Consider the following 25920-nt stretch of genomic DNA (forward strand, 5'->3'; position numbering starts at 1 on the left):
CCTCACCAATTCTATTTACACACTAGATGGGAACTTAGGAGGAGCAAAGAATTTCTTTGCTCCCTAGCCCATCTAAGAAGCTACGAATATCAAACCTGAGCTCTTTTCTCTAAGACTTCTTTCAATCTTCCTAAGAGCAATAGACAATGGGCTCACGTTTGGTATTCAAACCGAAGTAAACACATCTACTTCTACAGAACAATTCATAATCGGAGGTTTTATATGACTCAATTGATTCATTTAGATGGTAACAGCTTAACACTGGAAGAAGTCATCGCAGTCGCTCGGCACGGTGCCCAATGTGAGTTAGACGAAACAGCCAAAGAAGCTGTTATCGCATCTCGTAAAATTGTTGATGATATCGTCCGTGAAAAACGTGTTGTCTATGGTGTGACCACTGGATTTGGCTCCCTCTGTAATGTCAGCATTTCTCCAGAAGATACTGTCCAACTGCAAGAAAACTTGATTCGTACCCACGCATCTGGTTTTGGTGATCCACTTCCAGAAGATGCCGTTCGTGCCATCATGCTCATCCGGATCAACTCGCTCTTAAAAGGCTATTCTGGCATTCGTCTGTCAACTGTTGAAAAACTATTAGAATTGCTTAACAAAGGAGTGACTCCTTATATTCCAGAAAAAGGATCACTCGGAGCTTCCGGAGACCTTGCCCCCCTTTCTCATATGGTGCTCCCAATGTTGGGACTTGGACACGCCTACTACAAGGGTCAACTCTTGAGCGGTCAAGAAGCTCTCGACCAAGCTGGTATTGAAAAGATCCAATTGGCTGCCAAAGAAGGGCTTGCTTTGATCAATGGTACGACTGTCCTAACCGGTATCGGCGCTCTTGCGACTTATGATGGTATCCAATTGCTCAAACTGTCTGACATTGCCGGTGCTCTTTCAATGGAAGTCCACAATGGGATTACCAGCCCATTTGAAGAAGACCTTCATACTATCCGTCCTCAAAGTGGACAATTGGCAACCGCTCGTAACATCCGTAACCTCCTTGAAGGAAGCAAAAACACCACTGTTGCGACCCAACAACGGGTCCAAGATCCTTATACACTCCGTTGTATCCCTCAAATCCATGGAGCCAGCAAGGACTCTATTGCTTATGTGAAAACAAAAGTTGAAATCGAAATCAACTCTGTAACAGATAACCCAATCATCACCAAGGAAGGTCACGTCATCTCCGGAGGAAACTTCCACGGTGAACCAATGGCTCAACCATTTGACTTCTTGGGTATTGCCCTTTCTGAAATCGGAAACGTGTCTGAACGTCGGGTGGAACGCTTGGTCAACAGCCAACTTAGTAAATTGCCATCCTTCTTGGTCAAACACCCTGGCCTCAACTCAGGCTTCATGATCACGCAGTATGCTTGTGCCTCCCTTGCATCTGAAAACAAAATCTTGTCTCACCCAGCAAGCGTAGACTCAATCCCATCTTGTGAAAACCAAGAAGACTTCGTCAGCATGGGAACTACTGCCGCTCGTAAAGCAGCTGAAATCCTCAAGAATTCACGTCGCATCGTTGCGACTGAAATTATGGCAGCCTGCCAAGCTTTGGATCTCAAACCAGAAAATCATGAACTTGGTAAAGGTACAAAACCAGCCTATGACATGATTCGCAGCAAGGTGGCCTTCATTGAATTTGACAAGGACATCGAAATCTTTGAAGAACTCAATAAGGCATCTGCCGTTGTTGAAAGTGAAGAATTCTTAGCAACCATCGAAAAAGCAGTTGACTTAAGCATTCAATACTGATACAGTAAGGATACAGCAGAAAAAGGCTGAGAAAATTTCTCAGCCTTTCCCTTTCTAGCCTAATACAAACAAACGGAGGCATGTAACGTGCTTAGAGATTATTACCCAATGACTTACAGTTATTACCAAGGCAGTATTGAAGACAATCCTTATACTGCCAAATGGGGAATGCTGACAAAGTTTTTGGATTTGAACGATGAAACCTTGACTCCTTTTGAAGAAGTCACCTTTGGAATCCTTGGTTTTAAAAGCGATAAAGGAGTCTATATCAATAACGGTCGCGTCGGTGCCGTCGAAAGTCCTAATGCTATTCGAACCCAACTCGCTAAACTTCCTTGGCACTGGGGCACCAACGTCACAGTTTTTGATGTCGGAAATATCGATGGTCCCAATCGTTCTCTTGAAGATTTGCAAGAGAGCCTCTCTCTAACTGTCAAACGGATGTTGGAGTTAAATATTCAACCAATCGTCCTCGGTGGAGGGCATGAAACGGCTTATGGCCACTACCTGGGCCTCAAATCCTCCTTGCAACCAGATGAACAATTGGCTGTCATCAACCTAGATGCTCACTTTGACCTGCGTCCTTACGACCAAACTGGTCCCAACTCTGGAACAGGATTTCGCCAAATGGCAGACCACGCAAAAGAAGAGAGCAAAGATTTCCCTTACTTAATCTTGGGTATTCAGGAACATAGCAACAACCTGTTCCTATTCAACTATGTGGCAAAAACACCAAGCATTGATTTTTTAACAGGTCAAGATCTCTTCCGGATGAGCCACCAGGCTATTCTTGATCGGATTGATCAATTCTTAGAAAAACAGACAGCGGTTTACCTCTCCATCGATATGGACTGCTTTGCCGTCGGTTCTGCCCCTGGCGTCAGCGCCATCCAGTCACTTGGTGTGGATCCAAAACTAGCCCTAATGCTACTCCAACACATTGCTGCTAGTGGCAAACTGATTGGCTTTGATATTGTGGAAGTTTCCCCTCCTCATGATATTGACAATCATACCTCCAACCTTGCTGCAACCTTTATCTTTTACTTGACCCAAATCTTGTCTCAACAAAAATAAGATTCAAAACCTCTCTAACAATACAAAAGGCTTCGCAACATCCACCCCTAGGGCGTTGCAAAGCCTTTTTTTATTCTTCCTTCATGACACTTGATAAGCTATACTAGAGGTTTTTTAATCTCTTGAGGAAGGGACGGTCTCTATACGGAGTCAGGTATTGCTCTGCCAGTTTCTTGTAGTAATTCTTATCTTCTTTCAAGAAAGCGCTCAAAGCAGGAACCAATTGCTCTCCTTGCTCCTTCTGGGCCACCAAGAAGGCCAAGAGATAATAAACCATCCCCTTGTCTCGTGCATTCGTCGTTTGCTTCATGGTTCCTTCTTTACGAGCCAGGTAAGTTGCCACCTTCTCTTGCTCTCCGAAATGACAGGCGATTAAGGCTTGATAAAATCCGAGCAATTCTTCCTTCCAAGGGAAGCGAACGCTGGACAAAACCTTTTGAGCCCTGTCAAAATAGAAGCGGGCTTGGACCAAATCTCCCTTCCAATAGTAGGCAATCCCAAGATCAATTTCAAACACCACTCGGACCGAATCAACAGATTGATCTCCCACCAGGCGAAGGACCTCTTCCAAGTGGGTAACAGCTACTTGAAAATGCCCTCTCACTTGCTCTATTTCAGCCAGGTAGGCTAAAGATGCTGCAATTTGAATGGCATACTTGGCCTGCATGCTATTGGTCAGACTAAAGCAATCAATGGAGCGATAGAGGTGGCGGGTCGCCTGCTCCTCATCCCCTACCATCAAATGGTACAACCCCTTCAAGCGTAACTGAATCGCAATCGCTTCATGGTTGTTGGCCTGAATCGCATCTTCTAAAGCCAAATCTGTGTAATAGGCCATTTCAGAAATATTTTCTGTTTGAATGCAATAATAAATGATTTGCCGGTACCCTTCTAAAAGGAAGTCGAGCCGTTTGAGTTCCCGCGCATAGGAGATGACCTTTTGAATATCATGAATCCCCTTTTGGTACTCACCACTTCGAATGAAGTATCGCCCCTCTAGATACAAGTAGCGCAGTTGCAAATACTTGTAGTCTCTATCTTTTTGGTGTCGCGAAAAAAGCTGATCCAGTTCTCGACGAAGACGAGAGAGTTCCCCAAAAATGTCCAAATGGCTATTTTCACCATCTGATACTACTCCCTCTTCTCCCTTGGAGTATATTGGGAATAGTTCATGTTCCAACTGGAGGATTTCTTCTAAGTAGGTCAGCTCAAAAGACAAGGAACGCAAGAGATTTTGGGACTGCTTGTATTGGTAAGCTATTTCCTTATAGAAGAGCAGGTCTGTCGAATCTTCTAAGGTTTCTTCCAGTTTTTGCGCGATTTGTTGATGGAAGAGACGCCGTCTGGCTGGTGACAGGAGTTGGTAGAAGTACATGGCTACCAATTGCTTGCAAAATTGGACCAAGAGATCCTCCCCTTCCTCCACTATTGAGATGATTCCTCTTTGAGCTAAAGGATCTAATAATGCAGTTAAAACTGAAAGATCTGTAGCTGTCAAATCGGCCAAGATAGACATGGATATCGGCTTATGAAAACAAGACAAATAATGAAGAAGGGACTCCTCTTCACTGCTCAAGTCACCCAGCTCTTGAGACAGATAGGCTTGAATGATATCAGGTAAGGGCTCTAAACTTTCCTTCTCTTTCCACTCCTCTATATAGCTGGACAACAAGAAGGGACTACCTTCACTCCACTCCATCATTTGCTCGATCAGGGCTGGTTCTATCTGCCCCAGTTGCCCTTGCAAGAGTAATCGACTTTCACTCGGATCAAAATTGGTCAACTCTAGCTGGGACAACCGTCTCTCGACTTTTAAACTCCCAAAGAAGGTGACCAAGAATTCCGGCAAAGGCCCTTCTGCTGTAACAATCAGTTGCCATCTTTCCCCGCTACTTTTCTCCTCCAATTGCTTTACTTTATTGAATGAGGTTGCATCCATCCACTGGGCATTTTCAAGCAGAATCAGGAGAGGTTTTTCTTGGCTGAGTCTTTGAAGGTGCTTCCGGACAGCAGGGAGATTGTCCGCTTTTCCTAGAGGAGGAGCTTCCAAGCCCCCACTCACTTTCTCTAGGGAAGCTTTGAGGTCGTCCCAGATCCCTCCTTCTTCTTGGCGACTTCCGACTTTGCCTTCCAGCTTGACAAAGCTAAAACTACGATTGGACATCAAGACCAATTGACGCAATAAACGTTTTTTGCCTGTTCCAGATTGCCCCATGACCAAGAGAGGGCCAACCGCTTCCCCCTTCTCTACTAAGGAGAGGTATTCTTCCAGTTGGGACAGTTCTTGTTTGCGACCAAAGAAAGGGAGTTCTCGGACATTCACACGATTGCTCTGTTTATGGGTGCGTTTAGCTTCCAAAACAGAATGATACAGTTCTTCTATCACTCGACTGGGACGAACATTCAGCTCACGATCCAATAAATCAACCAGCTTGTAATAGGTCTCAAAAAATTTCCCCAGCTGGTGATGGACTCTATAATACTCCATCAAGAGTTGGTAGTTCTTTTCTTCAAATTCATCCAGCTCTACTAAATGGTGGAGTAAGGACTCTATACCAGGATCCCCCAGCCCCTCCTTGTCAATCTTTTGATAACAGCTTTCAATATAGAGTTGCTTATAAGCACTCCGTTTGCGCGAAGCCCACTGGTCAAAGTCCTCATCATCCTTGACATAGAAGCCTTCTAGAATATCTCCCTGATAAAGATGTAAATTGCTTATTGGATCCCTTTCAAAAAGCTGGACATCCAAAGAAAGATTCAGCTCAGGATTAAGGGCCAAGCTGCTCCTACTTGGAGAAACAATGACATCTCCTTCAAAGATTTTATTGGCTTGGTAAACAGTATTCCGTAGATTTTTCCGAGCGACTTGGTTTTCCTTATCCCCCCAGAGAATACCCGCAATTTCATCACGGTTAACCTCACCCGATACAGCTAAATAATAAAATAAAGCCTCCATCTTCGAGAAGGAAAAACGGATATCTTTCTGTTGGAAAACAACCTTAGGGGGTCCAAATAACTTCACCGTGAGTTCTCTCTTCATTGCAAGCGCCTCCAAAATCTTCATATTAATACTATAAAAAAAAAGTTGCCTTTTAGCAAGCGATTGGCCCAAGTAAAAAAGAGACTGAGAAAAATTTTTCTCAATCTCTACAATTCCTGCTTAGACTGTTGATTAAATCACTTCCAAGTTTGGTTGGTGTTCAAATAAAGCTTTTGTTGCATGGTGGACATGATAGGCTACATCTTCATTGTTCATGGTGTAGAGATGGACACCGGCAACATCTTGTGTGACCAAATCCACGATTTGATCTACCGCATAGGCCAAACCAGCCGCACGAAGGGATTCTGGATCATGTTCATACTTATCCAGAATGGCTTTGAACTTCCGTGGGATATGAACATTTTCACAAGTCTTCAACAAGCGAAGGGCCTGGTTTCTGTTAAGAATTGGCATCACCCCTGCATGAATGGGAACATCAATTCCCGCCAAGGTACACTTATCTTGAAAATCGTAGAAACGCTCATTGTCAAAGAAAAGCTGAGTCACTAGGCTCGAACATCCAGCATCCACTTTCTTTTTCAGATTTTGAATATCTGAAATTTGGTTTGGCGAATCTGGGTGACCTTCTGGGTAACAAGCACCAATCACATCAAAGTGAGGAGCTTCTGTTTTAATAAATTCAATCAAGTCCGTTGCATAACGAAAGTCTTTTAAAGGCTCAATACCAGGAATAATATCTCCACGAAGGGCCAAGATCCGATGAACCCCTACTTGATCTAATTCATGAAGGGTATCTGCTACTTTTTCCTTGCTTAGATAGATGGCAGGTAAGTGGGCAATGGTCGGAATAGACAATTCATTCTGAATATGATTGGCTAAAGCAACCGTCGTCTCTTTGATATTGTATTTATTATTGCTAGCTGTCACACTGATAAAGTGTGGAGCTAATTCCTGCATATTTTCCAAGGCACGTAAGAGCTTGGCATTGCCTACTTCAGGATTTGGAGGGAAAACCTCAAAGGAGAGCGACGGTGTTTGCTTAGTCATCAAATGTATTCCTTTCTTGATTGAGCAATTCTTTTTTTGCTATCGAGCAAGCTTAGGAATTTCTACTTGCTTTATAGCGCTTTACGAGCAGCTTTTGCCGCTTCTACAAGACGGATCAAGCTTTCTTTTGTTTCTTTAATACCACGTGTTTTCAAACCACAGTCAGGGTTAATCCAAACTTTTCTGCTTGGTACTTTGGCAAGGATAGCTTCGATAGTGTGATCGATTTCGCCTTCGTTAGGCACACGAGGTGAGTGGATATCGTAAACCCCAGGTCCAACTTCTGTTTGGAAGTTTTTCGCTTTGAGTTCGTCCAAGATTTCAAGGTTTGAACGGCTTGCCTCAAATGAGATAACGTCTGCATCCATGTTGTCGATGGCTGGGATGATATCTGTAAATTCTGAGTAACACATGTGCGTGTGGATTTGTGTGTCTGGTGCTACGGTTGAGTGTACCAAGCGGAAGGCTGGAATAGCCCAGTCAAGGTAGTCTTCGTACCAGTCACTACGACGGAGTGGCAATTTCTCACGAAGAGCAGCCTCGTCGATTTGGATAATCTTCACGCCTGCAGCTTCAAGGTCAAGAACTTCATCCTTGATCGCAAGAGCGATTTGAAGAGTAGAATCCTTGATAGAGATGTCTTCACGTGGGAATGACCAGTTAAGAATTGTAACAGGTCCAGTCAACATACCTTTAACAGGTTTGTCCGTACGACTTTGTGCGTAGCTAGACCATTTCACAGTGATAGGGTTGAGACGAGTCACATCACCCCAGATGATTGGTGGTTTAACCCCACGCATACCATATGATTGTACCCAACCATTCTTAGAGAAGAGGTAACCTGACAAGTTTTGACCGAAGTACTCAACCATGTCGTTACGCTCGAATTCACCGTGTACAAGCACGTCAAATCCAACTTCTTCTTGCCATTTGATCCATTCGTCGATAGTCTCAGCAAGGAAGGCATCGTATTCTTCTTGTGACAATTCACCCTTACGGAAGGCCAAACGTTTCGCACGAACTTCTTTCGTTTGAGGGAAGGATCCGATGGTTGTTGTTGGAAGGGCTGGAAGTTTGAATGCTTCTTCTTGGATAGCTTCACGTTCTGCAAAGGCTGGCAAACGAGTGTAGTCTGCTTCTGTCAATCCAGCAATACGTGCACGAAGTTCCGCATTTGCTCCGACACGTTCAGTCGCAAAGAGTTCTTTGTTTGCTGCAAGAGCTTCTTCACCTTGACCATTGCGGATAGCATCCAAGTCACGAAGTTCTTCCAATTTTTCAACTGCAAAAGCAAAGTGGTTCAAGATAGCTGGTTCAAAGTCTTCATTGGCAGTTGTAAATGGCACATGAAGCAGTGAGCAAGAAGTTGTCAAAACAATGTTTTCAGCTGGTACTTGTTTCAAGATTTCCAAGCTTGCTTCGTAGTTGTTGCGCCAGATGTTCTTACCATTGACAATCCCTGCATAAAGAGTCTTGTCAGCTGGGAATCCACCTTTCACGAGTTCAAGAGTTTTCTTCCCTTCCACAAAGTCCAAACCGATCGCATCTACTGGCAAGTTCACAAGGTCATTGTAGACATCACGAACATCACCAAAGTAAGTTTGGATCAGAACCTCAAGACCTTTCTTGTCAGCCAAGAGTTTGTTGTAGAGGTTCAAGAAGAGCGCTTTTTCTTCAGCTGATAAATCTTTGACAAGAGCTGCTTCATCCAGTTGAATACGAGTTGCCCCAAGTTCAGCCAATTTAGCAAAAACATCTTGGTAAGCAGCTACTAAGCTATCCACGAAGTCTTCTGCTTTCACGCCTTCTTCAAAGTCTGATAATTGAAGGAAAGTGAATGGTCCAACCACAACCGGACGAGTGTCAAGACCCAAGTCTTTCGCTTCTTGGTACTCATCAAAAATCTTGTGACCAGCCAATTTGACTTCTGTTGTTTTTTCAAATTTTGGAACAATGTAGTGGTAGTTGGTGTTGAACCATTTCTTCATTGGAAGGGCACGCACATCCCCTTTTTCTCCTTGGTAACCACGCGCCAAAGCGAAGTAGCGTTCAAGGTCAGACAAGTCCAAGTTTTGAACCGATGCAGGAACCACATTGAAAAGGAAAGCAGCATCTAGGAAGTTATCATAATGTGAAAAATCATTTGATGGAATTTCAGTGATCCCTTTTTCTTTGACAATATTCCAGTGTTTAGCACGCAACTCTTTTGCTGCATCTAACAAATCTTCAGCTGTAATTTCGTTTCTAAAATATTTTTCAGTTGTAAATTTTAGTTCGCGGAATTCACCCAAACGAGGGAATCCGATAATTGTTGTTGACATGTTTTGTCCTCCAAAAATTCAAGTTGAGTCTATCTTATCAGAAGAAGCCCCTTCTGTATAATTGCTTTTCAATGGTTTTCGATATAGCCAGAAACTATAACCTTATAGATCAAGGGTTTTCGCCCCTTGCCATTGACCAGAACTAATAGTCCTTATAAAAAATAACTATAGGACTTCTACCAGACAGACTGAGCCTCCTCCCATTGGACAGTCCTCGCTCCCTCTAAAACAAAAAAAGAAGCTATCCGCTTCTTTTTTGTAGGTCCTTAAGCTTCAGTTAGTTGCACACAAAAAGCGTCCCAAGGCTCCAATACCTTCTTCTCTTTGACCTGCTCTACTTCTGTATTGCTAATGAGGACAGTCTGGTAGTCGTCCTCCAGTTCAAAACTCTGGATTTGGCTAGACAGATTGACCACAATCAGATAGCGCTGGTCCCCATCTACACGTTGGTAGGCAAAGACTTGATCTGCTGTATCAAGTAGCTCAAAATCCGCAGAAATCAACCAATCTTGGTCTTTACGGAGAGCAATCAATTGCTGATAGGTATAAAAAATGGATGAGGGGTCGGCCAAAGCTGCTTCTACATTGATTTCCTGATAGTTTGGATTGACGACTAGCCAAGGGTGACCGGTCGTAAAACCAGCCTGTGGCTGGTTGGACCACTGCATAGGAGTCCGAGCATTGTCACGGCCAATATGCCGGATCTGGTCCATAATGGTGTCGAGGTCTACTCCCTTTTCTAGACTTTCCTTGGCATAGTTAATAGACTCAATATCCTCGATTTCGTCTAGTCTCTTAAAAGGATAGTTGGTCATACCAATCTCTTCTCCCTGGTAGATATAAGGCGTCCCTCTCATCAAATGAAGAAGAATGGCTAGAGCCTTAGCAGACTTCACCCGGTAGGCTTGGTCATCTCCCCAGGCAGAAACAACACGAGGAAGGTCATGGTTGTTCCAAAAGAGGGAGTTCCAGCCTTCGTCCATGACCAGTTCCGTCTGCCACTTGTTGAAGATTTCTTTCAACTTAGGAACATTGAGCTTCTTCGCATAGTGCCATTTTGGCTGGCCTTCTTGGAATAGAAGCCCGATGTGTTCAAATTGAAAGACCATTGACAATTCCTCATTGTCAGGACCAGAGTATTGCTTGGCAATCTCAGGTGTAGCTCCCCAAGTCTCCCCAACCGTCAACAAATCCTTGTCTCCGAAGGTCGCTCGATTCATTTCTTTCAGATAGGGGTGGAGCATGGGACCATTGGCGACGATCTTCTGATCCGGAATTTTCCCAATCATGTCGATGACATCCATCCGAAAACCACCGATCCCCTTGTCAATCCAAAAATTCATCATGTCGTAAATCTTCTGCCGAAGGGTTTCATTTTCCCAATTCAGGTCCGGTTGCTTCTTACTAAAGAAGTGCAAATAATACTGCTGGGAAGCTGGATCAAATTCCCAAGCTGAACCACTGAAGTTCGAGAGAAGATCATTGGGTTGATCCCTCCAAATATAGTAGTCCCGTTCCGGACTGTTTGGATTTTCTTTCGCTTCGATAAACCAGGCATGCTCATCGGATGTATGGTTGACCACCAAATCCATAATGATCTTAATACCGCGCTTTTGCCCTTCTGCAATCAGCTCCTCCATATCCTCCATGGTCCCAAAGATAGCAGCAATATCCTCATAATCAGATATGTCATAGCCATTATCATCCATAGGACTTTGGTAAACAGGAGACAGCCAAATGGCCGTAATGCCTAATTTCTCCAAATAATCCAGCTTACTGATGATCCCCTTGAGGTCACCGATTCCATCCCCATTGCTATCTGAAAAACTCTTGGGATAGATTTGATAAATCACAGCATCATGCCACCATTTTTTCTTCATGCCCTTCTCCTTTTTGATTTCACTTGTAATCCCTTTCATCATAACCAAACTTGAAAGGAATTGCAACTCTTAGTGGGGCTATCAGTCTCCTTTAAAATAAAAAAAGAAGTCACTTTAGAAAACCTCCTTTTTTAGCCTTCTCATCCTCTTTTCATTTTGCCAATTGTGATAAGAGAGCATGGCCAATCCAAAGAGATGGCTTCCAACCAAGGCTACCACAAAAATCAGCTTGCCTCTGTCTGGATAAGAAAGCGGGAGATTGCTAAAACCATAGCGAGCCCACTCGATGAAGATCGGATGCGAAAAGTAAAGTGCCATACTCATCTGTTTTAAATACTGTAAGTCATAAGATTTTAAAAAGGACGATTTTAGGCAAGCATTGACCAAATAGACCGTCACAAAAGGAAGAAGAAAGAAAAAGTTCTTATCCATTCCTTCATGTTGAAAAATAACTACGCCTTCTAAACAGAGGAAACCAAAAGTCAGAGCAACCTTTTGCCAACGGTGAACCCTAAAATTTTGTGAATGAAAATGATCAAACAGATAGTAACCCATATAGATAAAAATAGGCGTGTAAAAGAATCCATTTCGAGCAGTGAAAAATAAGTTGCTGTAGAGCTGGTAGCCCTTGAGAAGACTCGTGGTATCCAGATAAGCCGAATAGGTCTCAACCAAGCCCCAGCAATAGAGGAGCAAGCTGATCACCCCCGCCCAAACCATGCCCAAGCGTTTGACCAGTTGATTGACCAAAAACAAACCTAGCAAAAAAGCTGGGATATACCAGAGTTGGTAACACATCCCCAAATAGACCAGAGCGATGAGGACGCTAGTTAGAAAGAGAGATACTGGGAGGTTGAGACTAGAAAAAAAGAACCAGGCATATGGAAGATAGACACAACTCCAAAATAAATAAGTTTTTATGATTTTGACCAGATAGGCCTTCATTTTCCTCGAATCCCTTAGTGATTGCTTGAGGAAAAAGCTAGCACAGACGATAAAAAATGGTACCGCCATCCTTCCCAGGATGCTCTTAAGAGCAAAATGCACCGGCTCATAGGAAGTTAAGCGACCACTATGAACCATAATCACTGCAATCGCAAAAAGGTATTGAAAGAGACTTATCGTGGAGGTGTTATAAAGGGGATTCTTTTTCATGTCCGACTCCTTGCTAAATGCAGATTCTATGGTTATTTTAGCATGAAAGGTAAGGCCAAGCAAGGAATCTTTGGATCCTTATCTACCTTTTTCCCTTTATTTTTGATATACTCAAAGCATGCACAAACAAACGATTATTGATTTTAAAGAGCTTGGATTGCGACAGCTTTTCACCAAGCCCATAAGGGAATTAAAAACCAGAGACATAGATCAAGTCGAGGACCTTCTTAAAGAAGTGGAAACTTACCAAGAAGCTGGTTTTTATGCCGTAGGCTATGTCAGCTATGAGGCTGCTCCTGCTTTTGAGAAAAAATTAGCTGTCCATCCTGCACCTCTCATGGGAGAGTATCTCCTCTACTTCACCATTCACGAGAAAGTAGAAACCCTTCCTTTCCCAGAGGACTATGAGGCTGTGGATCTACCTGCCAATTGGAAGGAAGAGGTCAAGGCGCCTGCCTATCAAGAAGCCATTGAGACCATCCATCACCACATCCGTCAAGGAGACACCTACCAGGTCAACTATACCGTCCAGCTTTCTCAAGAGCTAGAGGCTGATCCTTTGGCCATCTATAATCGCTTAGTGGTAGAGCAAAAGGCCCATTACAATGCCTTTATCCAGCACGATGATGTGTCCATCCTCTCTATCAGCCCTGAACTCTTTTTTGAACAAGAAGATCGGCTATTGACCACGCGCCCCATGAAGGGGACTACTCGTCGTGGCCTCACCAACCAAGCTGATCTTGAAGAGGCAGCTTGGTTAGAAGCAGACCCCAAAAATCGAGCGGAAAATATGATGATTGTAGATCTCCTCCGCAATGATATGAACCGGATTTCGGAAATTGGAAGTGAGCAGGTGACCCGTCTCTGCCAAGTTGAGCAATACTCTACCGTTTGGCAGATGACGTCGACCATTGAAAGTCGCTTGCGCCCAGAGATCGACCTGGTTCAAACCTTCCAGGCCCTCTTTCCTTGTGGTTCGATTACAGGGGCACCGAAAATCTCTACTATGGAAATTATTCAAAAGACAGAGGCTGCTCCTCGCGGAGTCTACTGTGGAACGATCGGTATCCTTCTTCCAAAAGGGAAACGGATCTTCAATGTGGCTATCCGAACCCTTCAAATGCAAGGTACCAAAGCCATCTATGGCGTAGGAGGGGGCATCACTTGGGACAGTAAATGGAAATCCGAATACCAGGAAACTAAGCAAAAGTCTGCTGTTCTCTACCGTCAAGAGCCTCGATTTGATCTCTTGACAACTGGTCGTATCCACCAAGGAGAGTTGACCTTCCTGAAGCAACACTTGACCCGTTTGAGAGAGGCCAGCCGCTACTTTGCCTATCCTTATAATGAGCAAAAGCTCTTGAACAAACTTCAAGAAGAGCTCACTCATGTGGATTCTAGCCTTGACTATCGTTGTCGGATAGCCTTGCAGAAAAACGGAAACTTCCAACTGACGATTACGGAGCTAACAGACTTGCCAGCTAGCTATCTACAGGCTCAATTACGAGAACAAACTGCACCATTAAACCGACCTTTTACCTATTTTAAAACGAGCCAGAGAGACCACCTCATCCAGTCAGATCGGGAGCAGATCTACTATTTAGAAGACGGAACCTTACTAGAGACGACCATTGGCAATCTCATCCTAGAGATCAAGGGCCAACTCTATACTCCTCCAGCTCACCTCCCTTTATTAGATGGGATCTACCGTCGCCATCTATTGGAAACTGGACAAGTAGAGGAAAAACTCTTGACCCTGAAGGATTTAGAAGTTGCTGACAGAGTCTATGCCTGCAATGCCCTTCGTGGCCTTTATCCACTCGATTTTACAAGAAAGTACTCATAATGAAACTTATTTTTTTACATGGCCTAGGCCAGGATGCTCATTCTTGGCAAAGTGTTCAAGATGCACTTTCCCCCTTGCCTTCTGACTCTTTCGCTATTTTCTCTTATCCAAGCGAAAGCTACCAGGAGGCCAAAGAAAGACTGACGGAGTGTCTCCAACAAGAAAGCGAGCCCTTTATTCTGGTTGGACTCTCACTGGGTGGCGTTCTCGCTCTTGAACTCTCCAGCCAAGACTTACCACACCTCAAGGGCTTGGTGCTCTCAGGGACACAATACAAACTCAAGACCAATCTCCTCTATCGGCTCCAGATCCTCCTCTTTCGTCTGCTTCCCAAACAGGTCTTTGAAAAGCAGGGGGCCAACAAACAGCACATGTTGCAAATCTTGACCGAGTTAAAAAGTCTTAATCTAACCAATACTGCTAAAACTTGTCAGCTCCCTAGCTTAGTGATTTGTGGCAGTAAAGATTGGGCCAATCAAGCTTCTTCGAAAAAGTTGGCAAATCTCCTGCCCAAAGGGCACTATCAAGAAATCGCAGATGGAGGCCATCTACTCAATACTCAGAAACCCAATGAACTGGCACAAGTCATCAAGGAGTTTTTGAAGAACATCTAGTAAAAAAGGACAGAAGCCTTCTTGAATCAAGATAGTCTAACTGTTCTTTTTTACTTTTTAAAATTTTAGAAATATTTTAGAATTGCTTGATAGTTATTTGAAAAGCAAGCTGTATACTAAGAGTGTAAAGAAAACAACTAGTCATTTGGACGAAGGAGAAAACCATGGAAAAAGTATTAGAAATTTCCCATTTGAGTAAAAAATTTGGTCAACAATACGCCTTAAACGATGTGAATCTGAGCATTCGCAAAGGTGATGTCTACGGCCTGATCGGTAAGAACGGAGCTGGGAAAACCACCCTCATCAAGGTCATTACCCAGCTAATTCAAGAAACTGACGGAAGCGTCTCCCTCTTTGCTTCTACAAATCGCTCCCAGTGGACCCAAGCCCTGAAACGTGTCGGATCCGTCATTGAGAGTCCCGTGGCACACAAACATATGACTGCCTATCAAAACTTAGTCTACTATTGCAAGGCTCGCCATATCCCAAACCCCGACCAGGTCATCAAAGAAACTCTGAACTATGTCGGCCTGAGTAATACAGGCAAGAAAAAATTTCGTGATTTTTCACTGGGAATGAAACAACGGTTGGGAATTGCCATTGCGCTCATTGCCAAACCCGACTTCCTCATTCTGGACGAACCCATCAATGGTCTTGATCCGGTCGGAATCAAGGAATTTCGTCAGATGATCAAGCGCCTCAATGATGAACTCGGCATGACCATCCTCATTTCCAGTCATATCCTCTCTGAACTCTATCTGGTTGCTAATCGCTTTGGCATTGTCGACCAAGGACGCCTGATCAAAGAAATTAGCAAGGCCGAATTCGAGGAGCAAGGCGAAGACTATATCATCCTCAAGACCAATCAACTAGCCCTCGCGAGTCAACTGATCCAGGATCAACTCCATCATCGCATCAAGGTCATCGATAAGGATGGAGAAATCCATATCTTTGGCCAGACTCACGATATTAAAGTCATCGTCAAAGCCCTCGTTCAAGCGGATATTGACGTGGACGAAATCTACTATGCCCGCCAAGATCTAGAAAAATTCTTTACAGACTTGGTAGACTAGTCCAAATACCATCTTCCTGTATAACCTATCCACACATTTCATTTAGGAGATTTATCATGTTGCATACTATTCAAGCAGATTTTTATAGACTTTTTCGCTCCAAAGGTTTTTGGATTACAGAAGCCATTCTCGTTCTCAATATCCTGTCTGGAGTCATCTTTGGAGCTACCGGACACGTCGGTGTCAATACGGAATCCAAATTACCCCAAGCGACCGAAGTTTGGACTGGCTTTAAAGCCTTGACCAACTATTCCTCCAGCATCAGTGTGACCATCCTCTTTACCATTATTGTCATCACCCTGGTCCTGGGAACAGACTTAACACAAAACTTATACAAGAATAGTTTGGCCTATGGCGTCTCTCGCACCAGCTACTACTTTGCTAAAAGTGCTGTTGTCTTGACCATTGCTCTTTTCCAATTCCTCGTTTCTTATGGTCTCGTCTTCTTGATTGCGACCCTCTACAATGGACTTGGCACCATGCCAGATCACTTCTTGGCTCATTTTGGACTGACCCTACTGATTCAGTTCCTCTCCACCTTGGCTTGGGTCAGCATCATTTCCTTCCTCCTTTACGCTAGCCAATCCATCACCTTGGCCTTCGTTGGCTACTTCGTTGGAAATATCTTCTTAAGCCTTCCTGCGCTCTTCTTTAAAGACATCGACATTTTGCACTATCTAAACTTGGAATTCCAATATTCCATGGTCCAAAGTACGACAGCAACAAACAATACCCTCTCTATCGCCCTTGGATTCATCCTTGTTTTCGGATTCCTGGGACTAGCTACCTTTAAACACAAAGATTTATAAAAACAAAAAGGCTTGACGATTGGTCAAGCCTTACTGTTTTAATGTAATGGTTAAGATAAACCAATCTGCCTCCGTTGCCAGTTGCAAATCTCCCCCTAAGATTTCTACAAAATTTTGAATGATGTAGAGACCCAGGCCAGAAGACTCCTCTGTGTCCGATAGATTTTCGGAGTAGAAGCGACTAGCTAATTGGTCTAAGTGTTGAATCGGCTGTTGCACAATATTTCGCAGTTCGACCCGAATTGTCTCCGCATCAGAAGTCAGGGTCAAACGGGCCTCTTCCTTCCCATGCTTGAGGACATTGCTGAACATATTTTGCAAGAGGCGCTCCCAAAGCTCAGGATCAGTAGCATAATGGAGATGCTCTTCTAACTCTACCTCTAGTGCAATCCCCGCCTCAGACAAGCTATCATAATACTGGAATAACTGCTGAGTTAGGACTTGGCTGAGATTAACGTCTGAAAGCCGAGGCTGAATGGCACCCTCCATCAAGCGTCTGTATTCCAAGAGTGATTCCAAGCGTTTTGAGACGACTTGAAGATTGGAAGCAATTTTTTTCAGTTTTCCCTCTTCTTGCGTCCCACTCTTGATGATTTGTTGGGTATAACCAGACGCAATGGTCAAAGGCGTCCGAATATCGTGAGCAATATTACTGATGGCCATATCCAAGGTTTTCTTCTCTTGAAAGGCAATCCGATTGGTCCGCTCGATCTGGTCAAAGAGCTCACTGACCTGTTTGGTCAAGGCGACCAATTCTTTATTTGAAACACGTGACGTCAACCGTACCCCACTCCCATTTTGGAGCTTCTTTTGAATCTGCTCCTGCAAATCCTTTAAAGCTGAAAGCAAGCGAACATAGCCCAGTCCCAAGAGAAGGACAAGGAAGACTAGAACTAGAACCAATCCCCACATTATTTGTCTCCTTTCAAGCGAACACCCAAGCCCCAGACGGTTTCAATGTAATCCTCATTAGGATCGAGTTGGGCAATTTTCTTTCGGAGATTGCTCAATTGGGCATTGAGCGTATTGTCTCCAGGCAGATAGACTTCTTCCCAGACTGCCTCATACAATTCTTCTTTGGTGAAAATCTTCTTTGGATGCGCCAATAAAGTTTCAAAAATTTGAAATTCCTTTTTACCTAAGCGAAGCGTTTTTTCTCCAGACTCCAGTTCAAAGCTTTCTGGGTTCAGAACCAGATTTTTAAAAGTCAGCTTTTTCGATGATGGAGCTTCCTGTGCCGGAGTGAGGTTACTTCTCAGTTGCACCGTCACCCGAGCCGCCACCTCATCCAGATTAAAGGGCTTGACGATATAATCATTGGCACCTGCAAGGAGATACTGGCTAATGAGGTGTTTATCACCAAGAGCTGTCATCATGATGACCGGTACCTGACTCTGCAAACGGATTTCCTCAAGGACCTGATCCCCATTTTTCCCAGGGAGCATGATATCGAGAAGGACCAAATCAATGCTTTCTTGCTGGAAGAGTCGCAGCCCTTCTGTACCTGAAAAAGCCTGAAGCACCTCATGGTCTTCGCTTAAGAGACTATACAAAATTTCTTGGATATCATTATTATCTTCAATTAATAAGATGCGTGCCACTTGCCTCACTCCTCTTTTCTATGCTTACGAAATCATTTCTATTCCCCTAGCCTATCAAATAAAGGGACCTTCGTCAATGAAAATCTGATAAAATCCTATAGTCCCCAGGTAGAGCTGCATGGTAGGTCATCACAAGATGAACTTGACTATCCTTTCTTTCAAAGGGTATAATAGGACCAATGACACAATAGGGAGAATCATCTATGAAAAAAAATGCCAAAACTCAAATCAGCCTTGTATCCATTCTCGTCATCCTGGGCGTTGGTGCAAGAATGATGCGAGTCATCCATCGCCAGCAAATCAGGGAGCAAAATAGACAAACCGTCCAAACGACTAAAAAGGTTGCAGAGTTTCAGAAAACACTAGACGAGGAAGAAACCAAGAAACGGAACGAAACCTTCAACAAGATTTTTAATGATTCCCTAATTCAGAAAAATTTTGAAAATTGGCAAAAAGTCGATGAACTTCATGGTTTGGGACAAAGAACTGGGCAATTTTATATCTATAACTTTGAAAAAAAAGAAGAGATACTCTTAGAGAATACAGATCAAGCGTTTGTTCTACCCATTCGGGACAAGAGTGATAACGTCACATTTCAGGCTATCTTTGCCCACAAGGACGGTCAGTGGCACATCATGAAACCAGACGGAAGTTCACAGTTGCAACTAGGAGAAGCCAACATTTCCGCTGAATCTAAGTTTGTCATCGAAAACAATGTCTTAGACTACGACCAGTAAATCAATAAGGACTTGCCTTAATGACATACAAAAAGCTTAGGACCCCAGCTTGCAGTTGGGATTCTAAGCTTTTTAGTTTGCTGTCAGAGAGTCATCCAGAAGTTGGCGAAGCTCTACAGGAGACGTTTATTTAACAGAGGCCCCATTGGTCGCAATGACTTCTTTGTACCAATAGAAGGATTTCTTGCGCGAACGGGCTAGAGTTCCTTTTCCTTCATTGTCCCGATCGACATAGATAAAGCCATAGCGCTTCTTCATTTCTCCTGTTCCGGCAGAGACCAGGTCAATACAACCCCAAGTCGTATAGCCCCAGAGGACGACGCCGTCTTCATGGATGGCATCTCGCATAGCCTTGATGTGGGCAGCCAGGTAGTCAATCCGATAATCATCCTCGATTTCCCCCGCTTCATTAGGTGTATCCACTGCCCCTAATCCATTTTCCACGATAAACATAGGCTTTTGATAACGATCCCAGATGGTATTGAGGGTAATGCGGAGACCAAGAGGGTCAATCTGCCAACCCCATCCTGAGCTTTCTAAGTAGGGATTCTTCAGAGAAGCAAAGATATTGCCCGCTGTTTTCTCCCTTTCAGCTGGATCGCCTGAAGCGACCCGACTGGCATAGTAGGAGAAGGAAATAAAGTCCACCGTATAGTCTTTCAACAATTGAAGGTCCTGCTCGGTCATCTCAACCGTGATTCCCTGACGTTCCCACTCTTTTTTAGCATAATTAGGGTATTCCCCACGCGCCTGCACATCGATAAAGAAATAGTTCTTGCGGTCTTCTTCTAGACCCGCCCAAACATCTCGTGGAGCACAAGTATGTGGGTAGTTTTGCCCTGCTGCCAGCATACAGCCGACCTTGTTGTTTGGATCAATCTCATGGGCAAGCTTGGTGGCAATGGCTGAAGCCACCAACTCATGGTGGGCTGCTTGGTATTTGACCTGCTCCTCATTCTCCCCTTCCTCGAAGCAGAGACCCGCTCCCATAAATGGCGCATGGAGGATCATATTGATTTCATTAAAGGTTAGCCAGTAGTTGACCAAGCCCTTGTAGCGAGTGAAGAGTGTCCGGCAGAGACGTTCATAGTATTCCAACATCTTGCGACTACGCCAGCCTCCATACTCGGTAATCAAATGCATAGGACAGTCAAAGTGGGTAATGGTCACCAAGGGCTCAATGCCATACTTGTGACACTCCTTAAAGAGGTCTTCATAAAATTGGAGACCTGCTTCGTTTGGCTCCAGTTCATCCCCTTGTGGGAAGATCCGTGACCAAGCAATAGAAAGTCGATAAGTTTTAAAGCCCATTTCCCCAAAAAGGGCAATGTCTTCCTTGTAGCGATGGTACATATCAATGCCATCTTTAGCTGGGTAAAAATAGCCCTCTTCAAAGTCGAACATCTTTTTCTGACCCGTAATAATCGCGTGACGATCAGGCCCAATCGGTACCACATCCACATTGGCCAAGCCGCGGCCATCTTCATTATAAGCTCCTTCACATTGGTTGGCAGCCGTCGCCCCACCCCAAAGGAAACCATCTGGAAATTGTAGTTTGTCAGTCATATTCCTACCTCGCTTTCATCCTTAAATCTATTATATCCCTGTCTAATCCGAAAGTCTTACAGCATCCTAGGAAAAACTGATACTATTCTAAGATTGTTTCTATTCAAGCGCAACATAAAAAGACCGGATGACTCCGATCTTTCAATAGTTCATATTTTCACATTCTGTTTTAAGAATAATTAAGGTTGACTTCAAATGACTAAACGTCCTATTTCATACGATAAAAATCAATGACTAGACCAGCAGGGCCTTTAACTAGCAAAGATTCTGTTCCCCAATCAGTTGCAGCTGGGCCATGTAATATTTCAGCGCCAAGCTCTTTCAACCGTTTGTAGTTCTGGTCTACATCCTCAACCTCAATGTGAAGAATGATTCCTGACTGAAAATCTTCCAAAGGAATCAGGTGATTTTGTGATAACATGAGACAATGACTGCCAATTGTAAACTGAGCAAAACCATCATCAACATAATCAGCCTTTTTATCCAAAAGACGCTCCAAGTCAGAACAGACTTGGGGAGCATTTGAAACGATAATATCTAATTGATTTAAATTCATTTGTTATCCTCCAGAAAAAGACCGGATGGCTCCGATCTTTTTAAGTTCCACTCTGTGAAAATCAAAGAATAAATTCGACGAGAGGAATTATTTGATTGCGCGTGATTGCAACCCTTCTTCTTCCAAGAAGAGACGGAATGGTACGAGTTCTTCTGCTTCGTATTTTTCCTTGAAGGCTTTGATCGCCTCTTCTGAATGAAGTTTTGGATCCAACTCAAGTACTTCTACTGGAAGTGGACGGTGTTGTGTGATGCGAGCATCGATCACAACAGTTTTACCTTCTTTGTTGAGTTTAACAGCTTCAGCGACAACTGCATCGATATCTTCGATACGGTTAACGGTAAATCCAACTGCACCTTGTGCTTCAGCAATTTTCGCGTAGTCAGCATTTGTAAAGTCTACACCAAACAAGTGTTTGTTTGTATCTTCGTATTTGTTCTTGATGAAGGCATACTCATCGTTTGTGAAGACAACGTTGATAACTGGAAGGTTGTATTGAACGTTTGTGATCACGTCTGGGTACACCATGTTGAAGGCTCCGTCACCCATGATATTCCATACTTGGCGGTCTGGATTGTCTTTCTTAGCAGCGATACCACCAGGGATTGCGATACCCATTGTTGCAAAGAGTGGAGATGTACGCCACATATTCTTAGGTGTCATGTGAAGGTGACGAGTAGATGTTTGAGTTGAGTTACCGACGTCGATTGAGTAGATCGCATCTTCATCAGCGTATTTGTTGATGGCATTGTAGACTTGGTACAATTGCAATTCACCCTCAGTTTTACCTTCGAGCTTGTTCATGTAATCACGCCAGTTTTGGTTGTTCTTCACGTTTGCACGCCACCATGGAGTAGACTCAACTGGGTTTACTTTGTCAAGGATCGCTTTCGCTGCTTGACCTGCGTCACCAAGGATAGATGCGTCAAGGGCATGACGTTTACCAAGTTTGTAAGGGTCGATGTCTACTTGGATGAATTTTTCAGTGTTTTTGAAGGCTTCGTAAACTTCAGCAAATGGGAAGTTTGAACCAAGGAAAAGAACTGTGTCTGCTTCAAAGACCACTTCGTTGGCTGGTTTCCAACCAACACGGTAAGCAGAACCAGTTAAACCTTCGTAGTTCCATTCGAAAGCTTCGAAGTTTTTACCAGTTGTGATGATTGGTGCTTTGATTTTACGTGACAATTCAGTAATCACTTCACCAGCTTTTACACCACCGTAACCAGCGTAGATAACTGGACGTTCAGCATTGTTCAAGATTTCAACAGCTTTATCAATTTCAACTTCGTTCAAAGCAGGAGCGATAAATGAACGCTCGTATGAACCTGAACCGTAGTATGAGTTTTCGTCGATTTCTTGGAAACCAAAGTTTACTGGAATTTCAACAACGGCTGGACCTTTTTTAGAAACAGCAGCACGGCAAGCTTCGTCAATAACTTTTGGCAATTGCTCTGCGTAAGCGACACGTTTGTTGTAAACAGCGATACCGTTGTACATTGGGTTTTGGTTAAGCTCTTGGAAGGCATCCATGTTGAGCTCGTTGTTTGGACGTGATCCAAGGATCGCGAGGAATGGAGTGTTATCCATAGCTGCATCGTAAACACCGTTGATCAAGTGAGTGGCACCAGGTCCACCTGAACCAACTGCAACACCGATAGAACCACCAAATTTAGCTTGCATAACCGCTGCAAGAGCACCTGTTTCTTCGTGGCGAACTTGCAAGAAACGGATATCTTTGTCTTCAGCCAAAGCGTCCATCAATGAGCTGAGTGTTCCTGATGGGATACCGTAGATAGTGTCTACGCCCCATGTTTTCAATACGTTGAGCATTGCTGCAGAAGCAGTAATTTTCCCTTGAGTCATTAAAACTCTCCTTCAATAAAAATAATTGTCAGCCTTTGAACTGAATTCGACAAAGAGTGAAAACGTTTCAAACAACTTTACTATATCAATTTATCACGTTTTATTGCCCTTGTATAAGAATATGCTCACTGAACACCTGGAACTATTACATAACACAACAGCGAAATCTGTTCTGTTTCTGCAAACTATTTTATAACAGAAGGGATAAACCGCACAACAACAAGGTTTCTAGCTGTTATAAAATTAGTACAAAATGGAGCATATTCCCAAACTGTTCCACAGAAGGTATCAAAAAATCCTAGCAGAAAATAGATTTTCCCTGCTAGGATGGGTTATAGTTCGTTTTGAATAGCCTTACTCAAGACCCTGTATCCTTCAATTGTTAAATGAAGACCATCTGTTGTATAAGCCGGTTTGAGCTGACCATCTTCACCGATCAAGCTCTCAAAAACATTGATAAATTCGACATTCATCATTCCTTGAGCCAGCTCATGATAAGCCTGATTCAAGGTCTGAATCTTTTGATTGGTCCGGATATAGACTGTCCCCTTGTAGTTTTCTCCCTCATTCACAGGGAGAACCGAAACAAGTTTGATTTGCGCCAAGGGCAAGAGTCGCACCATCTCCTGTAGGATTATGGACATGTTATCAATGGTTTCTGACAGGGGCATTTCCTTGCCAATGTCATTGGTTCCGATTAGTAAGAAAATCTTATCCACTGCTTGACCAAAAATATGGGCATCTAGATTCTCTCTTAAGAGGTCTGTCTTGTAGCCTCTGATTCCCCGATTCACCATATACTGATCCGTCAAAAGCAACTCTTGCAGAGGATAGTATTCGATGATAGAGTCTCCTATAAAAAGAATATCGGGTTCCTTCAAAGGATTTTGATTCAGCTCTCGGTAGTTCTGTTGTATTTTTGCCTGTTCTTTCAAGAGCCAGGTCTCCAATAATTGTACAGCCATAAAGACTCCTTTCGATTCGTATGGTAGAAACTATGTGCGGTAGATTACTCGCCTAGTCGAAACTTAGTCTTCCGTCCAAATAGGCTTCAATCATTTCATAAACCCCACCTTCTTGGTGAGATGGCGCTGTATAACGGGCTGCTTGTCGAGCATGGACGTCCGCATTTTCCATCGCATAGGAATAGGTCGCTAACTCCAGCATTTCCACATCGTTTTGGCTATCGCCAAATGCTATTAAATGCCCACCATCAACGCCCCAGTGTTCTTCCAAGAATTGAATAGCTGTAGCCTTATTGACCTCCGGTTGCAGAATATCGATGGCTCCATAACCACTAGCTGCCGGAAGCAGGCGCTCCCCAAACTCTTCGCGCAACTCTTGCACAAAGACTTCGACTTTTTCAGTGTCAGTGACGACACTTATCTTCAGAACCTGCTCACCATGCTCTTGGACCAAATCATCCACAAAGCGCATCCGTCTGTAAAAAGCTGTAGCTAACTCAGGCGTCATCAATTGCTCTAAAAGAGGAAACTCTGTTCCTTTCTTGGCATAGGCTCCAGATAGGCTACTGACGACCAGATGAAGTTCTTCTTCTCGACCTTCTAGATAACGCAAGACCTCCTGCACCAGCTCTTCAGGCCAGCTACACTCTCGGATGAGCTTTCCCTTCTCTAATATCCGTGCACCATTGGCTAGAACCAAGGTGACACGATCTTTCAGCTCTCCCAAGACATGAGCCATACGGCTATAGCCATTCCCCGTCGCAATAACAAAGGGAATCCCTCTTTGGTCTAGCTGATCCAAGATGCGGCTCAGACGCTCACGGTCAACCTCTCCTTGCGCATCCATCAGAGTACCGTCCATGTCTGTCGCAATCATTTGTATCATACCAGCCACCTCTTTCTATCTTGTCCCTATTATACACCATTTCCTAGTCATTTTGGGCCTTCTTTGCCACAAACGCTCCCTTCTCCCCATCCTTAAAATTTTAGAAATTCCACCGAATCCTCTTTAATTTTCGGTCCAATTTTATTATAATATAGATAATAGATTTTCCCTGTATGAAGTAACTAGCAGACCCTCTCTCACACCTAGCCAAAGCGTCTGCTACTCCCGAAAAAGATCTAAGAGGTAGGCATGAACACAAAGACCTTATACCGCCAAACATCCTTTACCAATAGCGATTTCCCTTTTTCAATCAAACAGATTCGCACCCAAAATGGCCAACCGGATATTTTATTTCATTGGCACACTGATATTGAGATTATTTATGTCAACGAAGGGACTGCTCAATTCCATATCGACTATGAATATTTTCATAGTCAACCAGGCGATATTATTTTGATCCGCCCTAATGCCCTTCACTCCATTCATCCCATCCAGAGTTCTTCCCATACCATGGATGTCCTCCATTTTAATCTGGACCTGATTGGGATTACTCATAAAAATATTGCCACTCTAAAATATTTACAACCCCTCTACAATGGTGATTTTGAATTTGTCCGACGGATTCAAGTCCAATCACCCGGTTACGAAGAAATCAAACAGAGCCTCTTAGCCTGTATGGCAAATGGAAGAGAACAAGGTCCCTTCTATGAACTCCGACTCAAATCCCAGCTCAATGAACTCCTCTATCTCCTCTTCTCCCACCACTATATTGTCGAGAAGAAGTTTTCAACGGATGCTTATCGAAGAGAAGAAAAAATCCGTTTGGTCCTCGATCATATTTCGAACCATTACCAAGAGGAGCTCATGATTGAGCAATTAGCAGACTTGTGCCACTTTAGTCCGACCCACTTTATGAATTTCTTTAAGAAACAATTAGGGATCTCTTGTATGGAGTACATCATTCAATATCGTCTGAAAAAAGCTGCCCATCTCCTCCAGCATTCTGATCTGGCAATTATTGATATCGCTAGCCAATCTGGCTTCAACAACCTCTCAAACTTTAATCGCCAATTCAAGAAATACTATCAGATCACTCCAAGTCAATACCGAAAAGCTTGTCTTTAATCAATGGATCAAATAATAAAAGCCCCCTGAACACAAT

At 43.6% G+C, this 25920-nt stretch carries 20 protein-coding genes; 8 read left to right on the forward strand and 12 right to left on the reverse strand.

Annotated features, from left to right (window positions below):
* Window positions 1-222 precede the first annotated feature (222 nt).
* Both hutH and hutG read left to right on the forward strand, forming a co-directional pair.
* On the forward strand, window positions 223-1764 hold the full coding sequence (gene hutH / locus D8785_RS03450) for a histidine ammonia-lyase (protein WP_125374497.1): 1542 nt from the start codon (window positions 223-225) through the stop codon (window positions 1762-1764).
* 87 nt (window positions 1765-1851) lie between these two features.
* Window positions 1852-2838, forward strand: coding sequence for a formimidoylglutamase (gene hutG, locus D8785_RS03455; protein ID WP_125374498.1), 987 nt, complete (start codon window positions 1852-1854; stop codon window positions 2836-2838).
* Between the two features lie 103 nt (window positions 2839-2941).
* Here hutG and D8785_RS03460 read toward each other — a convergent pair whose 3' ends face one another.
* The 5 genes from D8785_RS03460 to D8785_RS03480 all read right to left on the reverse strand — a co-directional run bounded on the left by D8785_RS03460 (window position 2942) and on the right by D8785_RS03480 (window position 12242).
* Window positions 2942-5878, reverse strand: a complete 2937-nt coding sequence (locus D8785_RS03460) for an AAA family ATPase (RefSeq protein ID WP_125374499.1) — start codon at window positions 5876-5878, stop codon at window positions 2942-2944.
* 132 nt (window positions 5879-6010) lie between these two features.
* Entirely contained in the window at window positions 6011-6886 is an 876-nt protein-coding gene (gene metF / locus D8785_RS03465; protein ID WP_125374500.1) for a methylenetetrahydrofolate reductase [NAD(P)H], read from the reverse strand.
* 71 nt (window positions 6887-6957) lie between these two features.
* Entirely contained in the window at window positions 6958-9207 is a 2250-nt protein-coding gene (gene metE, locus D8785_RS03470) for a 5-methyltetrahydropteroyltriglutamate--homocysteine S-methyltransferase (protein WP_125374501.1), read from the reverse strand.
* A 266-nt stretch (window positions 9208-9473) separates the two neighbouring features.
* Window positions 9474-11087, reverse strand: a complete 1614-nt coding sequence (locus D8785_RS03475; RefSeq protein ID WP_125374502.1) for a glycoside hydrolase family 13 protein — start codon at window positions 11085-11087, stop codon at window positions 9474-9476.
* A gap of 114 nt (window positions 11088-11201) precedes the next feature.
* Window positions 11202-12242, reverse strand: a complete 1041-nt coding sequence (locus tag D8785_RS03480) for an acyltransferase family protein (protein ID WP_125374503.1) — start codon at window positions 12240-12242, stop codon at window positions 11202-11204.
* Window positions 12243-12360: 118 nt separating this feature from the next.
* Here D8785_RS03480 and pabB point away from each other — a divergent pair, with 118 nt between their 5' ends.
* The 4 genes from pabB (at window position 12361) to D8785_RS03500 (ending at window position 16584) form a co-directional block, all read left to right on the forward strand.
* Window positions 12361-14088 (forward strand): aminodeoxychorismate synthase component I, encoded by a 1728-nt coding sequence (gene pabB, locus D8785_RS03485; RefSeq protein ID WP_125374504.1) that lies wholly within the window; start codon window positions 12361-12363, stop codon window positions 14086-14088.
* Window positions 14088-14702, forward strand: coding sequence for an alpha/beta fold hydrolase (locus tag D8785_RS03490; RefSeq protein ID WP_125374505.1), 615 nt, complete (start codon window positions 14088-14090; stop codon window positions 14700-14702). The genes pabB and D8785_RS03490 overlap by 1 nt, the downstream gene beginning before the upstream one ends.
* Before the next feature lie 164 nt (window positions 14703-14866).
* Complete coding sequence (locus D8785_RS03495; protein WP_023027225.1) at window positions 14867-15775, forward strand: ABC transporter ATP-binding protein; 909 nt, start codon at window positions 14867-14869, stop codon at window positions 15773-15775.
* Window positions 15776-15831: 56 nt separating this feature from the next.
* Window positions 15832-16584: an ABC transporter permease gene (locus tag D8785_RS03500; RefSeq protein WP_125374506.1), complete on the forward strand. Its 753-nt coding sequence runs from the start codon at window positions 15832-15834 to the stop codon at window positions 16582-16584.
* A 30-nt stretch (window positions 16585-16614) separates the two neighbouring features.
* Here D8785_RS03500 and D8785_RS03505 read toward each other — a convergent pair whose 3' ends face one another.
* The gene (locus D8785_RS03505; RefSeq protein ID WP_125374507.1) at window positions 16615-17496 is read right to left on the reverse strand and encodes a sensor histidine kinase; all 882 of its coding nucleotides are present in this window, start codon (window positions 17494-17496) and stop codon (window positions 16615-16617) included.
* Window positions 17496-18185: a response regulator transcription factor gene (locus tag D8785_RS03510; RefSeq protein WP_125374508.1), complete on the reverse strand. Its 690-nt coding sequence runs from the start codon at window positions 18183-18185 to the stop codon at window positions 17496-17498. The genes D8785_RS03505 and D8785_RS03510 overlap by 1 nt, the downstream gene beginning before the upstream one ends.
* Window positions 18186-18388: 203 nt before the next feature.
* Here D8785_RS03510 and D8785_RS03515 point away from each other — a divergent pair, with 203 nt between their 5' ends.
* Window positions 18389-18922, forward strand: coding sequence for a hypothetical protein (locus D8785_RS03515; protein ID WP_125374509.1), 534 nt, complete (start codon window positions 18389-18391; stop codon window positions 18920-18922).
* Window positions 18923-19048: 126 nt separating this feature from the next.
* On the opposite strand, the gene D8785_RS03520 is transcribed toward D8785_RS03515, so the two are convergent.
* The 5 genes from D8785_RS03520 to D8785_RS03540 form a co-directional block, all read right to left on the reverse strand.
* Window positions 19049-20488: a 6-phospho-beta-glucosidase gene (locus D8785_RS03520; RefSeq protein WP_125374510.1), complete on the reverse strand. Its 1440-nt coding sequence runs from the start codon at window positions 20486-20488 to the stop codon at window positions 19049-19051.
* A 208-nt stretch (window positions 20489-20696) separates the two neighbouring features.
* A complete protein-coding gene (locus D8785_RS03525; protein WP_125374511.1) occupies window positions 20697-21044 on the reverse strand; it encodes a VOC family protein in 348 nt (115 codons plus the stop codon).
* Between the two features lie 87 nt (window positions 21045-21131).
* Window positions 21132-22907 (reverse strand): pyruvate oxidase, encoded by a 1776-nt coding sequence (spxB, locus tag D8785_RS03530; protein WP_023024318.1) that lies wholly within the window; start codon window positions 22905-22907, stop codon window positions 21132-21134.
* Window positions 22908-23239: 332 nt separating this feature from the next.
* Window positions 23240-23872: an SGNH/GDSL hydrolase family protein gene (locus D8785_RS03535; protein WP_125374512.1), complete on the reverse strand. Its 633-nt coding sequence runs from the start codon at window positions 23870-23872 to the stop codon at window positions 23240-23242.
* A 52-nt stretch (window positions 23873-23924) separates the two neighbouring features.
* Window positions 23925-24758, reverse strand: coding sequence for an HAD family hydrolase (locus D8785_RS03540; protein ID WP_125374513.1), 834 nt, complete (start codon window positions 24756-24758; stop codon window positions 23925-23927).
* A gap of 249 nt (window positions 24759-25007) precedes the next feature.
* Here D8785_RS03540 and D8785_RS03545 point away from each other — a divergent pair, with 249 nt between their 5' ends.
* Window positions 25008-25883, forward strand: a complete 876-nt coding sequence (locus D8785_RS03545) for an AraC family transcriptional regulator (protein WP_125374514.1) — start codon at window positions 25008-25010, stop codon at window positions 25881-25883.
* The last annotated feature ends 37 nt before the right edge of the window (window positions 25884-25920 follow it).

Source organism: Streptococcus australis, assembly GCF_003943615.1.
Taxonomy (GTDB): domain Bacteria; phylum Bacillota; class Bacilli; order Lactobacillales; family Streptococcaceae; genus Streptococcus; species Streptococcus australis_C.